Below are 12,965 nucleotides of genomic sequence, written 5' to 3'. Positions count from 1 at the left end.
CCTACCTGTGACAGACATAGCAGTGATCGAGATTGGCCGGCACAATGCCGCGCTGGTGCAGGCGCTCCGCCTGAACGGCCGCGTCGGGCGGTGTCCAGTCCATGTAAAGCAGTTCACCGGGCGCGCGCAGCGAGTCCGCGGGATCGCGATGGCAGTCCAGGCACCAGTTCATGGAATAGCGCTGCGGAGCGACTGGAACAGCCTGCGCGGCCACGTTGCCATGGCAGGTGGAGCAGCCGACGCCGGCGCTGATATGGGCGCCGTGATGGAAATAGGCGTGGTCCGGAAGGGGCTGTACCCGCTGCCACACCAGGGAATAGGGCATGTCCGGCTGTGGGTCCAAGGGCAGGTGGCAGGACATGCAGGTCTTCATCTGCGGCATGCCGGCATCGGCCGCGACCTCCACGCTGGTGTGGCAGTAGCGGCAATCCACGCCGACATCGTCCACATGGATCTTGTGGCTGAACGGCACCGGCTGCGGCGGCGCGGCGCTGGCCCCGCGGAACCAGCCCGGATCGACGATGCCGGTCGCCACCACCAGGAAGGCCAGCACGGCTACGACCGCCGCCGCGGCCAGGCGGCGCAGAATTCTGTCCGCGCGTGGGGTGAACAAGGCGGCCATCCGCCCTCCGGCATCATGGGCTGTCGGGGCGCGCGGGCAGCGCGCAGCCTGGGGAACGTCTCTCGGGCCAACGCATGGGCCCGTCCGAACGTTCCTGCGGATACGTCATCAGGCGCCGCGGCGCGGCCCCGGTCCCAGCCGCGCCATGTCGCGTTGGCGACGTCGGCGCTCCGACCCGTCGCCGCCGCGGTCCAGCAACGTCCCGCCCAGCGCCAGCCCGCCGGCCACGGCCAGGATCGCCCCGGCTGCCACCGCCCGGAAGCTCTCCGCCGCGATGCCAAGCGTGCTGGATTTCGCCTCCCGGTCGAAGCTGCCATGGGCGCGGTGCAGTCCCTTGCCCTCCACCGGCTCGAACAGGTTGTCGCGCCGGTCGGGGTCGGTCCATTCAGGCCGTTCCTGACCGGTCACGGTGGTGCGGGCCAGATACATGTCCATCAGGCCGGGGGCGACGAAGCTGCCGGCGATGACCATCGGCGTGCTGCCGCCCACCCAGTATTCCCGCGCCGGGTTGTCGATCGCCTCCATCACATGGCGGGCGATGGCCTCCGGCTGGAAAACGGGAGCGACGGGGCGGGGCTGAAGGCCGGTATGGGTGCGCGCCCAGTCGAACTGGGGCGTGTTCACGGCGGGGATATGCACCGTGGTCAGTTTGATCCGGCTGTTCTCATGGATCAACTCCGAATGCAGGCTGTCCAGGAACCCCTTGATGGCGTGCTTCGCCCCGCAATAAGCCGCCTGAAGCGGAATGCCCCGGTAGGCGAGGGAGGAGCCGATCTGCACGATGGTGCCGTCCGCCTGCTCCCGCATGCGGCGGTAGGCGGCCATGATGCCGTAGACATTGCCGAGGTAGGTCACCTCCGTGACCCGCCGCAACTCCTCCGGGGTCAGGTCCCGGACCTTGGAGAAGACGGTGACCATAGCGGCATTGACCCAGACGTCGATGGGGCCGTGCGCCTCCACCATCTTGTCCGCGGCGGCCTCGACCTGCGAGGCGTCCGCCACGTCGCAGGGAAGCTCCAGGGCGGTGCCGCCCAACCGCTCCACCGCGGCCCTGGTCGCCGCCAGCCCCTCCCGGCCGCGGGCGATGATGCCGATGCGGTCCCCGCGTCGGGCCAGCATCTCCACCACCGCGCGACCCACCCCGGCGGTGCCCCCGGTGACGATCACGGTGCGGGGAACGGGCATGGCAGGCTCCTCCTTGTTCTGGCTCCGGCTGTTGCGACCAACCGCGGGAAGGCCGGACCGGTTCCGGATGCCATCCGGGCAGAGCGCTCCGCCCTGTGACCGATCAGGGGCAGGAAGAGGCCGCATGCAGCGTTTCCGCCGTTCCGGCCGAACTGGATGCGTTTTCGAAGGAAACATGCCCAGGGCAGAAGCGTTGGGCACATGGGAACGTCCGCCCGGACCGTCCCCTTCTGCCGGCCGTCTCTCCCGATGGGGGCCGCCCAATAACCACAGCTGTCCTGTAAGGAGGAACAGATGAACCTGAAACCCGTCCGCCTTCTCGTGCCTGCCCTGGCGCTCGTGGCCCTGTCCGCGTGCAGCAGCGGCCGGGACGACGAAGTGGCCTACGCGACCTCCACCGACCTGCAGACGGTGAACACCCGTGTGCAGACGCTGGAGCAGCAGGTGCAGGATGCCCGTCAGGCCGCTGACCGCGCCCAGCAGGCTGCCGAGCGCGCCCAGCAGGCGGCCGAGCGGATCGAGGAACTGTACCGCCAGGGCCAGCGCAAGTAAGTCTGCGTCGGATACCGACGACGAAGGGCCGGTCCAGCGACCGGCCCTTTTTCATTGGCGGCGATCCGCGGCTGGGCGAACCTCAGTACGCCGCGCTGGCCATCAGCCTCGGCGGCTGCCCGGCGCCCGACACCGGTTCCGTCCCGATGCCGACCAGTACCGGATAGCCGAGGCGCTTCAACCCGGCTTCCTTCACCTTGTCCCAGTCCACCGTCGCGTTTTCGCCCGCCGCTTCGGCGACGATGCGGACCAGATCCTTGGGCAGACGTGGCTCGAAGGGACGGGAGAACTCGATGGCGTCCGCTTGATCCGGAGCGGGATGGACTTCCACATACAGGCCACCCTGGTGCCAGTCGGCCTTGACCTCCTGATCCACGATGTAGACCGGGGTGCCCACGGGCAGCCGCTCGTACAGGACCGGGATGTCTTCAGGATACAGCCGGACACAGCCGCTGCTGGTCCGGGCGCCGACGCCCCAGGGACGGTTGGTGCCGTGGATCCGGAGCAGGTCGACGTCCAGATACAGCGCATGGGTGCCCAGCGGGTTGTCCGGCCCCGGACCGACGGCGCGCGGCAGCGTCGGGTCCTCCCGGCGCATGCGTGGCGTCGGGTACCAGATGGGATTGGCGGCCTTCTTGACGATCTTCGTCTTGCCGGCGGGGGTGGTCAGCTCCTCCCGCCCGATGCCGATGGGATAGGTCCGGGGCGCGTCCTCGCCTTGCCACTGGTACAGGCGCATGTCGGCGACATTGACGACTACGCCATCGGACGGCGCGTTCGGCGGCAGATGAACGGTGGGAAGCACCACCTGGCTGCCCACGTCCGGCACGAAGGGATGGACGCCTGGATTGGCCGCCAGCACCTCCACATAGCCCAACCCGTGCCGCCGCCCGATCTCCGGCAGCGTCTCCTCCGGCTGTACGGTGTATACGGTCACCAGCCGCTCCGGCGGCTCCGCAAAGGCGCTGGCGCAGGCGGACAGCAGAAGCGCTCCCAGCAGGCAGAACATTGCCCGGACGGTGCTGGCGGCGCGGTGATTGGTCTGGGTGGATGGAATCTGCATCGGACCGGTCATCATGGAGAGGGGAACACCGGACCATTCCGCTTGCTCCCTGCCAAGCGACCTTTTGGGGAGGCTGGGCGCATAAGCGCGCCCACGCCGCTACGGACCTGCCGCCCGCTCGATGGAGAGCAGGAAGGAGATCAGGTCGGCCTGATCCTGCGCGGTGAAGCCGGCCTCGGTATCCACCCAGAATTCGTGCCCCTCCCCGCTGACGTTGCTCATGGCAGCGCGTGCATCTTCGCGATTGGCGGATACGACACGGGCGCGCAGGTTCCGGTCCACCATGGCCCGCAGGCTGTTCACCGGGTCCGGAAGCACCCCGGCATAGAGCGTGCCGGGCAACCCCGCCTGCGTCGCCGCATCCGGCCCCACTGCTACGCCATGATCATGCAGGTAGGGGGCGGAGACGGCGAGGCCGACCAGTCCCTTCACCTTGTAACCGCCGTCCGTCCCCGCATGGGCCCAGCCGAGCTGAAGCTGCTCCAGGCGGTCCGGCGGGATCTGGATCTTGATCAGGTCCGGCTCCGCCGGCGGAGGGAAGGGGGTGGAGGGGGCGATCATCACAGACGGCACCAGCGCCTTCTCCGTCGCCGCCAGGGCGCGGGCGCGGCTGGGCTGCGTCCCGACCTCGGCCACCGGCAGGACCCGATTGTTGGTCAGCGCCGGCCCCACATGGCAGTCGGCGCAGCCGGCGCGGCTGAATACGCCCTGCCCCCGCCGGACGGAGGAGGCGTTCAGGCGCGGCACCGGGGCGGTGAGGGTATCCTGGAAGGCGCTGATGGCGTTCACCTTCTCCCACACCGGCAGGCCGGGCGTGCTGAGCTGGAGGCTGTCGGTGGAGATGTAGGTGACATTGGGCCAACTCGGCATCACGGCGGCGCTGACCAGGGAGGGGCTGATCGGCGTGGGGTTCGCCTGTTCAAGCACCTCTGACGGGGTTCTCCCGCTGCCAGGGTCCCAACGGAAGGCGGGGTTCGGGGCGCCCTGAAGCATGGTGGCCAGATAAAGCTCCGTATCCATGCCCAGCAGCTCGGAGGCGGCTCCCGCTACGGTCGTGGCGTCGGCATTCACAGCATGGACGTTGTTGGACAGCATGGTGGAGCCGCGGAACGGGCCGATCTGGGCGAAGCCCGACCAGCCAAAGGGATGCGCCTCCGCCGTGAAGCTGTCGGGAATGCTGGTCGGATTGCTGACCATGTCCACGGTGCTGTCGAAGCTGCCGGGCGGCCAGGCGGCGAACTGCGCGTCCACGGCCGTCTCCAGCAGCTCCTTGTCCGGCACGGCGACAGTTCCGCCCGACGCGGTGGCGATGCGCGGGGCGTCGGGACCGACGAAGGCGGCGGGGTCCTCCACCGTCACATGGGTGAAGTAGGCGGCGGTGTTGGAAGAGGCCGCCAGCATGAAGCCGACATTGAAGTCCGGGTTCGGCGCTCCCTCCACCACCCGCCCCGTTGCCGGGTCCACGGTGCTGTGGCAGGCGGCGCAGGTGATGCCCGCGCGCAGCGCGCCCTTGTCCCACACCATCTTGATTCCCATCGGCATGATCTGGCCGGCCGGGATGTCCAGCCCCGTGGAGACAAGGGTGCCCGCGGGCAATACTTGGTCGCCGAGGCGGAGGTCCTTGGCCAGCCGGACCTTCAGGTCGGTGGTGGGATTGGCGAAGTTCGCCAGGATCGCCTTGGTCATGGCCCAGGGCGTGATGGCCCCGTCCAGCAGGCCCATCACATCGGTCAGGAACCATTCATTCCCGAAGGTCTCCTTGTAGAAGGCCTCCCGGCCCATGCGGACCAGCTCCGGCGTTATCTCGATTGCTCCGTTCCGGCGTGACAGATGGTCCAGCCCGCGCGTGGTCGCGCGCATCTGGGCGGCCTGGGCGGGCATCACCTTCGTGCCCAGAACATCATAGGCAGCGGCGCTGGGCCGGCGCCCCGGATTTTCCAGATCGGCTTCCGATGGGAAGGGTGCGTATTCCACCGTCACCAGCGTCATCATTGCCGCATAGACAAGCGCCGCGATGCCAAGCACGCCGCCCAGAATGCCGATCAACCGCATCCACAATCCTCTCGGGCCTTGAAACACGCTGGCGGAACCCTAGCGGTCCCGCCATGTTCCGGCCCTGCGGCCATTCGCCCGGCAGAACAGGTGGCGAGGCCGCAGGGCGGGTCAGGCGGATGGACGGCCGCCATGGACATCGTTCCAGCTCCACCCTTCGCTCTGCAGAAAGCCCAGCAGCAGACGCCGCCGCTTCTCCTCCTTCTGGCAACGGGCTGTCAGGCAGCCCTGCTGCGGCACGGGCATGCCGATCCCGGAGAGCTGGGCGGCATCGGGCGGGGGCGGCGCATGTGAGGCCGGGTCGATATGGGCGGACTCCAGCGTGTCCAGCAATTGACCGATGGCATGGCGCAAGGGAGCCAGGACGGCCGGCGGCAGCGACTGCTCCCGTGACGTGCATTGCTCCAGCATCAGCAGGGTCTCATCCAGTACGGCAACGGCCAGACCCAGGGAAAGCTGCGGCTGGCGTCCGTGGAAATAGGGAAGGACCGGGAACATCAGATATTGCTGGCTGACCTGCACCAACGGGGAGATCAGGCTGGTCAGCTGGTTGCCCAAAGCGGGAAAGCCCTTTCCATCCCAGGCGCGGCAGAGGATGTCGCGGGGCGTATGCCCCAGGCAGCCGATGGTCGCCGCCACCTGCCGCTTGGTTGAGGCGGCGGTGACGACCTGGAGCGCATAGGTGATGATCAGCGTGACCGCCAGCAGGCCGCTGGCCACTACCAGCACGGTCAATATCTGCCAGAGTCCGCCTGCCGGCCGGTAATCGCCAAGCCCCAGGGTGAACAGCGTGTAGCCGACGAAATAGACCCGGTCGACCGTGCCGGCCGGTACATTGTTGCTGGCGCGAACCACCGAGTCCGCCTGCGCGGAGAAGGCCAGCGACCATCCGGCCCAGAGCATCCCGACCCACAGCAGCATGATCCCGATCAGGACGATCATGCCGTTGTAGTACATCGCACCCAGTGGAAAGCGCCCGTGACCCAGAACCATGGCGAGGCGGGAAACACCCTGCGCGAAACGGCCGGAGAGCGTGCCGCCGCCACGCACCGTCAGTGTGGTTACGAACAGGTCGTGCAGCGCCGCCAGGACGATGCCGAGCCCGAGGGGCAGCAGCAGGAGCCGCCATTCAAGATCCGGCATGTCGCGGCGTCAGCCCAGCCCCATCGGGCCGGGCGGCGGCTTCAGCGGGCCGGGATAGGGCTGCGGATCGGCGGGGCCCGGCGGCAGGTCGCGTCCGGGCAGGTCGGGAATGCCGCCGGGCGGCAGACCGGGAGAGGGCATATCCTCGTTCGGCACCGGCGGGGAATCAGGGGGAAGGGGCTGTGGGTGCGGCATGGGGAACCTCTGCTGTCGTTTCCAGGCCAACAGCCATCCGCCCAAACGGTCCCGCCAAAGGGCTAGAGCGGGCAGACGGCCAGCATCCGGAACTGCGCCTGCGACCCTTCATGATGGTTCTGGAGCGCGATATGCCCCTCGGTCCGCCGGTCGCCGCCCTCCAGCCGGCAGACGCGCCGGCCGTTCAGCCATACGGTCAGGTCCCCGCCCTGCGCCAGGATGTCGAACCGGTTCCACTGGCCGGGCGGATTGCCGGCCCGTTCCAATGCCGGCGAAAGGCGATAGACGGCGCCGGTCAGATGCAGCGGACTGTCCATCCGCCCACCCTCATTATCCACGCCGCGGTCGTCGATCTGGATTTCGTAGGCCTGCGCATAGGCGACCGAGGGATCGTCGGCCAGGGGCGGACAACGCAGGAAGACGCCGGAATTGTCGGTCAGGTTCATGATTCGCCAATCCACCCGAAGCAGGCAGTCGGCAAAACTCTCCGCCGCGTACCAGAGCAGCCCCGGCCCGCCGACGCTTTCCAGAACCGGCGCCGATCCGGTATCTCGCCAGGTGAAATGACCGGTGCCCGACATGCGCCAGCCGTCCAGCGCATGCGTCAGCAGCGGGCGGAAGCGGCTGTCGGGCAGGTCGGGCGGCATACTGGCTTCGGTCATGGCGCGGGCTCCCGGTTTCCCGCTGCCAATGGCGGAACGGGAAGGGAGTTCCGTGCCTATTCCTCGTCGTAATCCGGAATGTCGGGGAAGGCGTCCTGTGCCGGTGCGCCGTCGCGAATCCAGCCGTCGCGCCGCTGGCGGTAGAGGGAACGCATGGCGGCGTAATAGTCGAAGCTGTTGCGCTTCAGATCGTCGATAGCCTCGATATAGCCGGCGCGGGTGTCCACTACGGTCAGTCCGGCGCGGGTGTAGGTGATCCAGTCCTGGTCCGTGTTGGCGGCATAGTTGGAAACCGGATCGGCCAGGAACTCCACCCCGAATCCCGCGGCATCGCGCAGGGAGGAGGAGCCGATCAGCGGCAGCACCAGATAGGGCCCCTCCGGCACGCCCCAGACGGCAAGCGTCTGGTCGAAGCTCTCATACTCGTAGGTCAGGCCGTTCTGACCGGCCACGTCGAAGATGCCGCCGATGCCCACGGTGGTGTTGATCAGGAAGCGCTTGGTCACCGTGCCGGCCCCTTTCCAGTCTCCTTGCAGGAGCTGGTTGGTCAGGTCCAGCGGGCTGCGCAGGTTCTGAAGCACGTTGCGGACGCCGCGCTGGGCCGGGTCCGGCACGACCGCGCGGTAGATTTCCGCCGCCGGGCGGATCAGCACCACATCCAGAGCCTCATTGAACCAGAAGACGGCGCGGTTCACCGGCTCCAACGGATCATTCACATTGTCCTGCGCCAGGGCCGGGCCGGCGCTGCCAAGGCCGATCAGCAGCGCCAAAGCGCAAGCGGCAGTGGAACGGCGGCGATGGGGCGATCGGATCACGGCAGGAGGCTCCTTTAAATCGCCGACTTTCCCAGAAAGCGGACGGTGCGCTGAAACGGGCAGGCGCGGCGGCTGCATGTCTATCCCAGCTGCCGGACTATTCCCATATCCGTTCCGCCAGCCCGCGAAATGTGACCCGTGTCACAGCCAGCCCTGTTCCCCCGGCGGGTTCGGGTGTCGGGCAATCGGGATGGCTCCCAGCCCGCCCGCCTGCTAATCAGGGCGCCATCAGGCCCATTCGTCAGTTCTGCCCGTGCCCAAGATTCCGCCCAACGCCTCCGACTCGCGTGCCGACGCTCCCAACGGGCCGCGCGGCTGGTTTTCCGACCGGCTGCTGCGCCGGCTGTTCGGCAATGCCTCCTGGCTGCTGGGCGGCAAGTCGCTGAACGCGGTGTTCGGGCTGGCGGCGCTGGCCATCGGCGCCCGTGCGCTGGGGGTGGAGACCTTCGGCGTGCTGGTGCTGATCCACTCCTTCACCCAGGCGGTGGGGGAGATCGCGAAGTTCCAGTCCTGGCAAGCGGTGATCCGCTATGGCACGCCGGCGCTCCAGTCCGGAAACAGGGGCGACTTCCAGCGCCTGCTCCGCTTCACCGTAATGCTGGACGGAATCAGCGCCGTGCTGGGCATGGTGCTGTCCGTCGTGCTGGCCTGGGCGCTGGCCTCCTATTTCGGCTGGCCGGAAGCGGTGGTGCCGGCGGCCATGCTCTACGTCACCTCCGTCCTGTTCATGGTGACCGCGACGCCCACCGGCGTGCTGCGGCTGGTGGATCGGTTCGACGTGCTGGCGGGGCAGAGCACCATCGGCGCCTTCATCCGCATGGCCGGCGGCGCGCTTGTCTGGGCGTTGGGCGGCGGGCTCGAATGGTTCCTGGTTGCCTGGTACGCCGGTACGGCGGTGGCGGGCATCTACCTGATCGGCGCCGGATGGCAGGAGCTGCGCCGGCGCGGCCATCTGGACGAATGGGCATGGCGCGGCGGCGGGCTCACGGCCGGCTTTCCCGGAATCTGGGGCTTCGTCTGGACCACCAACCTGAACACCACGCTGGAACTGGCCTTCACCCATATGGGCACGCTGGCCGTGGGCTGGATTCTGGGACCGGCGGAGGCCGCCCTGTTCCGTATCGCCCGGCAGTTCGCCGACGCCATCGCCAAGCCGGCCAAGCTCCTGATCCCGGCGATCTATCCGGAGCTGGCGCGGCTGGCTGCCGGGAACGAGTTCGGCACCATGCGCAACCTGATCCAGCGCTCCGCCCTGCTGGCCGGCGGGCTTGGCACCGCCATGCTGGGGCTGGTCTGGCTTCTGGGGGAGCCGCTGCTGCGCCTCACCGTGGGGCCGGAGTTCACGGCGGCCTATCCGGTGATGATCTGGCTGGTCGCGGGCTCGGTCATCAGCATCTGGGCCTTTCCGCTGGAACCGCTGCTGATCTCCACCGGCCACGCCGGCACGGCCCTGAAGGTGCGGGTCTGGTCCACCGCGCTCTATGTCCCGCTGCTGCTCTGGCTGCTGGACAGGATGGGCCTGCTGGGAGCCGGAATTGCCGCCCTGGCGGCGTCGCTGTTCATCCTGCTGGCGTTGCTTGTGCCGGTGGTGCGCTGGTTCCGCGTCCGGCTCACCCCGCCCGCCGCCTGATCCAGGCGTCCTCCAGTGCCGCGTGATAGGCGGCGGCAGAGGCCGCGACCGTGAAATCCTGTGCCCGGGCCATCAGGGCGGGACGGTCAGGCGGCGTTTCCAGCAGTTCTATGACCGCCGTGGCCAGTGCCTCCGCATTCCCGACCGGAACCAGCGGCCCCAGCGCCCCGTCCCGCAGGACCTCCCGGCTGCCGCCGGGGCAATCCGTGCTGACCACGGGACAGCCCAGCGCCATGGCCTCGATCAACGCCCCCGGCATGCCCTCCCAGCGGGAGGAGAGGACGAAGCAGGCGGCCCGGGCCATGGCGGGAAACGGATTCGGGTCGAAGCCCGGCATGGCCAGCACGTCAGGCCCCAACCCCAGCTCCTGGGCGAGCGTGGTCAGCATCGGCCGCTCGCTCCCGTCGCCCAGAATCAGCAGCCGCGCCGGCCGCGACCGGCGGACCAGCGCCATGGCGCGCAACAGCGTGGCGAAGTCCTTCTGCGCTTCCATCCGCCCCACCGCCAGCGCCACCTGCGCTCCGCCATCGGTCAGCCAAAGATGGCTGGGCGGCCGGGCCGCGCGGCTGGACAGGTTCTCATCGACCACGGGATTCGGCACGACCCGCGTGCAGGGGGCGAGGTCGGGCACCAATTCGGTGATTTCCCGCGCCAGATCAGCGGAAACGGCTACGACCCCATCGGCGCGACCGTAGAACCGCCGGATGGTCCAGCGCCTCAGCCGGTCCTGCGGCCGGTTGCGTCCGCCGATCAGGGCGTTGCTGACACGGATGACCAGGGCCGTTCCGGGGCGGTCCGCGCGCCGGTGCGCCAGAACGGCGGCCAGTGTGGCGTGGTTGGCGGCGGCCATCAGCACCTGCGGCCCCGTGCCGCGGATATAGCGGACCAGCCCCGGAATAGCGGCCGCCAGCCGTGTGCCCCGGCTGCTCCGCAGGCCGGGCAGCGCCGCAGGCCGTCCCCCGACCTCCACTAGCCGGACGGCGGGAGGCAACTCCGCGCGCAGCGGGCCCTGCCCATGCGCCACGACAAGGTCCACCTCCAGCCCCCGCGCAGCCAGCGCGCCGGCCAGCGTCAGGGTCCGGCGTTGGGCCCCGCCCGCTTCGAACCCGTGCATGAAAAGGGCAACGTGCCGTAGCGGCCCGCTATCGGTTAGAGATGATGTCATGTGCCGATCGAATGGGTGGATGCCGTGCAGCGTTGCTGACACGTCAATGCTTTGCTAACCAGAGCTAACCAATTTGCTCCCTCCGGTCCAAGGTCGCGGATGACGTCCCGCGGTTTCCCAGGTCAAATCCCCGCATGAACAGCCCTACCGCTACCGACAGCCTGCTTCCTTCCCTGCGACTCGCCGACTTCGCGACCGTGACGGAGGCGCTTGATTACGCCGCCGGCGGGCAGACCGGGCTGAACTTCCACACCGGCCGGGGGGAGGTGGCGGAGGCGCTGACCTACCGCGACCTGCGCGACCAAGCCCACGATCTGGCCCGCCGCATGCTGCGCGCTGGCCTGACCCGCGGCGACCGGGTGGCCCTGATCGCGGAGACTGACGGCGATTTCCTGCGCGCCTTCTATGCCTGCCAGTATGCCGGGCTGATCCCGGCCCCACTACCGCTGCCGGCCGCGTTCGGCGGCAAGGACGCCTATATCGAGCATATCCGCCGCATGATCCAGGGCGCTGGAGCGGTCGCCGCGCTCAGCCCCGCCTTCCTGGCGGAATGGGTGACGGCCGCTGCCGACGGGCTGAACCTCAAGGCGGTGGGCACGCTTTCCCTGTTCAACGAGGTGCCGGCCAGCGGCGTGGACCTGCCCAGGGTCGGAGAGGGCGATCTCGCCTACCTCCAGTTCTCCTCCGGCAGTACGCGGTTCCCGCTCGGCGTGGCGGTCACCCAGTCGGCTCTGATGGCGAATTGCCGGGCGATCACCCGTCATGGCCTGCAGGTGCGTGGCGGCGACCGCTGCGTCTCCTGGTTGCCGCTCTATCACGACATGGGGTTGGTGGGCTTCACCCTGGCCCCCATCACCAGCCAGCTCACCGTGGACTTCCTGGCGACGCGGGAATTCGCGCGCCGGCCGCTGCTCTGGCTGCAGCTCCTGACCCGCAATGGCGGCACCCTGTCCTACAGCCCCACCTTCGGCTATGAGCTGGCGGCCCGCCGGGCCGAAACGGCGAGCACCGATGATCTGGACCTGACCCGCTGGCGGGTGGCTGGCATCGGCGGCGACATGGTGCGCCCCAAGGTCATGGCCAAGTTCGCCGACAGCTTCGCCGGGCGCGGTTTCCGGAAGGAGGCGTTCGTCGCCAGCTACGGCATGGCGGAAGCGACGCTGGCTCTCAGCTTCGCCCCGCTGGACACCGGCATCCAGACCGACACCGTCGATCTGGACCGGCTGGAGGACGGCCATGTGGCGGAGGCGCCGGGTCCCGACACGAAGCGGGAGCGAGACTTCGTCCTCTGCGGCCCGCCGCTGCCGGAACATGAGATCGTGGTGCGGGACGAGACCGGCGATCCTCTTCCGGAGCGGCGGCTGGGCCGGGTCTTCGCCCGCGGCCCCTCCCTGATGAAGGAATATTACGGCCATCCGGAGGAGACGGCGAACTGCCTCTCCCCCGACGGCTGGCTGGATACCGGCGATCTCGGCTATTTCGCGCGCGGGGAGATCGTGATCACCGGGCGGGCCAAGGACCTGATCCTGGTGAATGGCCGCAACATCTGGCCACAGGACCTGGAATGGTCGGCGGAAAGCCAGATCGAGAGCCTGCGCAGCGGCGATGTCGCCGCCTTCTCCATCGACAATGGCGGGACAGAGCAGGTGACCGTGCTGGTGCAGTGCCGCCCCACCCAGCCGGAGGTGCGGGAAGCGTTGCGGCAGGAGGTGGCGGGCGTGCTGCGCACGGGCCACGGGGTGGAGGTTCAGGTCGTGCTGGTGCCGCCGCACTCGTTGCCCCAGACCTCATCGGGCAAGCTGTCCCGCTCCCGCGCCAAGCAGATGTTCCAGCGCGGCGACTTCCCCGCCGGTTCCTCCGCGGCCGGTTGAGGGAGGCAGG

12 protein-coding genes are annotated in these 12,965 nt (G+C 68.8%); 3 read left to right on the top strand and 9 right to left on the bottom strand.

Features of this window, described 5'->3' with window-relative positions; genetic code table 11:
* Position 1: 1 nt before the first annotated feature.
* Together DOL89_RS10610 and DOL89_RS10605 are read right to left on the bottom strand one after the other, a co-directional pair.
* Positions 2–622, bottom strand: coding sequence for a cytochrome c3 family protein (locus DOL89_RS10610; protein WP_119679123.1), 621 nt, complete (start codon positions 620–622; stop codon positions 2–4).
* A 108-nt stretch (positions 623–730) separates the two neighbouring features.
* Entirely contained in the window at positions 731–1,807 is a 1,077-nt protein-coding gene (locus DOL89_RS10605) for an SDR family oxidoreductase (protein WP_119679122.1), read from the bottom strand.
* A 294-nt stretch (positions 1,808–2,101) separates the two neighbouring features.
* On the opposite strand from DOL89_RS10605, the gene DOL89_RS10600 reads away from it, so the two are divergent.
* Complete coding sequence (locus DOL89_RS10600; protein ID WP_119679121.1) at positions 2,102–2,359, top strand: alanine-zipper protein; 258 nt, start codon at positions 2,102–2,104, stop codon at positions 2,357–2,359.
* Positions 2,360–2,441: 82 nt separating this feature from the next.
* On the opposite strand, the gene DOL89_RS10595 is transcribed toward DOL89_RS10600, so the two are convergent.
* The 6 genes from DOL89_RS10595 to DOL89_RS10575 form a co-directional block, all read right to left on the bottom strand.
* Positions 2,442–3,422: a L,D-transpeptidase family protein gene (locus DOL89_RS10595; protein ID WP_162937451.1), complete on the bottom strand. Its 981-nt coding sequence runs from the start codon at positions 3,420–3,422 to the stop codon at positions 2,442–2,444.
* Positions 3,423–3,521: 99 nt separating this feature from the next.
* The gene (locus tag DOL89_RS24875; RefSeq protein WP_162937450.1) at positions 3,522–5,474 is read right to left on the bottom strand and encodes a cytochrome C oxidase Cbb3; all 1,953 of its coding nucleotides are present in this window, start codon (positions 5,472–5,474) and stop codon (positions 3,522–3,524) included.
* Between the two features lie 111 nt (positions 5,475–5,585).
* Complete coding sequence (locus tag DOL89_RS10585) at positions 5,586–6,617, bottom strand: potassium channel family protein (protein WP_119679119.1); 1,032 nt, start codon at positions 6,615–6,617, stop codon at positions 5,586–5,588.
* A gap of 9 nt (positions 6,618–6,626) precedes the next feature.
* Positions 6,627–6,812, bottom strand: coding sequence for a hypothetical protein (locus DOL89_RS24870; protein ID WP_162937449.1), 186 nt, complete (start codon positions 6,810–6,812; stop codon positions 6,627–6,629).
* A gap of 62 nt (positions 6,813–6,874) precedes the next feature.
* The gene (locus DOL89_RS10580; RefSeq protein WP_119679118.1) at positions 6,875–7,474 is read right to left on the bottom strand and encodes a 3-keto-disaccharide hydrolase; all 600 of its coding nucleotides are present in this window, start codon (positions 7,472–7,474) and stop codon (positions 6,875–6,877) included.
* Positions 7,475–7,530: 56 nt separating this feature from the next.
* Positions 7,531–8,289 carry an MlaA family lipoprotein gene (locus DOL89_RS10575; RefSeq protein ID WP_225889761.1) on the bottom strand — a complete coding sequence of 253 codons (759 nt, stop codon included), beginning with the start codon at positions 8,287–8,289 and terminating at the stop codon, positions 7,531–7,533.
* 253 nt (positions 8,290–8,542) lie between these two features.
* Here DOL89_RS10575 and DOL89_RS10570 point away from each other — a divergent pair, with 253 nt between their 5' ends.
* Positions 8,543–9,919 (top strand): lipopolysaccharide biosynthesis protein, encoded by a 1,377-nt coding sequence (locus tag DOL89_RS10570; protein WP_162937448.1) that lies wholly within the window; start codon positions 8,543–8,545, stop codon positions 9,917–9,919.
* On the opposite strand, the gene DOL89_RS10565 is transcribed toward DOL89_RS10570, so the two are convergent.
* Complete coding sequence (locus DOL89_RS10565; RefSeq protein ID WP_205574559.1) at positions 9,900–11,033, bottom strand: glycosyltransferase; 1,134 nt, start codon at positions 11,031–11,033, stop codon at positions 9,900–9,902. The two genes, DOL89_RS10570 and DOL89_RS10565, sit on opposite strands and share 20 nt — an antisense overlap.
* A gap of 185 nt (positions 11,034–11,218) precedes the next feature.
* Here DOL89_RS10565 and DOL89_RS10560 point away from each other — a divergent pair, with 185 nt between their 5' ends.
* Positions 11,219–12,955, top strand: a complete 1,737-nt coding sequence (locus tag DOL89_RS10560) for a fatty acyl-AMP ligase (RefSeq protein ID WP_119679114.1) — start codon at positions 11,219–11,221, stop codon at positions 12,953–12,955.
* Positions 12,956–12,965: the final 10 nt, after the last annotated feature.

The sequence above is a fragment of the Indioceanicola profundi genome (genome assembly GCF_003568845.1).
Classification (GTDB): Bacteria; Pseudomonadota; Alphaproteobacteria; order Azospirillales; family Azospirillaceae; genus Indioceanicola; species Indioceanicola profundi.
This window is presented reverse-complemented; position numbering and strand designations above follow the sequence as displayed.

Coding starts and splice junctions, on each gene's coding strand:
- DOL89_RS10610 (WP_119679123.1), bottom strand. CDS start 622: ATGGCCGCCTTGTTCACCCCACGCGCGGACAGAATTCTGCGCCGCCTG.
- DOL89_RS10605 (WP_119679122.1), bottom strand. CDS start 1,807: ATGCCCGTTCCCCGCACCGTGATCGTCACCGGGGGCACCGCCGGGGTG.
- DOL89_RS10600 (WP_119679121.1), top strand. CDS start 2,102: ATGAACCTGAAACCCGTCCGCCTTCTCGTGCCTGCCCTGGCGCTCGTG.
- DOL89_RS10595 (WP_162937451.1), bottom strand. CDS start 3,422: ATGCAGATTCCATCCACCCAGACCAATCACCGCGCCGCCAGCACCGTC.
- DOL89_RS24875 (WP_162937450.1), bottom strand. CDS start 5,474: ATGCGGTTGATCGGCATTCTGGGCGGCGTGCTTGGCATCGCGGCGCTT.
- DOL89_RS10585 (WP_119679119.1), bottom strand. CDS start 6,617: ATGCCGGATCTTGAATGGCGGCTCCTGCTGCTGCCCCTCGGGCTCGGC.
- DOL89_RS24870 (WP_162937449.1), bottom strand. CDS start 6,812: ATGCCGCACCCACAGCCCCTTCCCCCTGATTCCCCGCCGGTGCCGAAC.
- DOL89_RS10580 (WP_119679118.1), bottom strand. CDS start 7,474: ATGACCGAAGCCAGTATGCCGCCCGACCTGCCCGACAGCCGCTTCCGC.
- DOL89_RS10565 (WP_205574559.1), bottom strand. CDS start 11,033: ATGCACGGGTTCGAAGCGGGCGGGGCCCAACGCCGGACCCTGACGCTG.
- DOL89_RS10560 (WP_119679114.1), top strand. CDS start 11,219: ATGAACAGCCCTACCGCTACCGACAGCCTGCTTCCTTCCCTGCGACTC.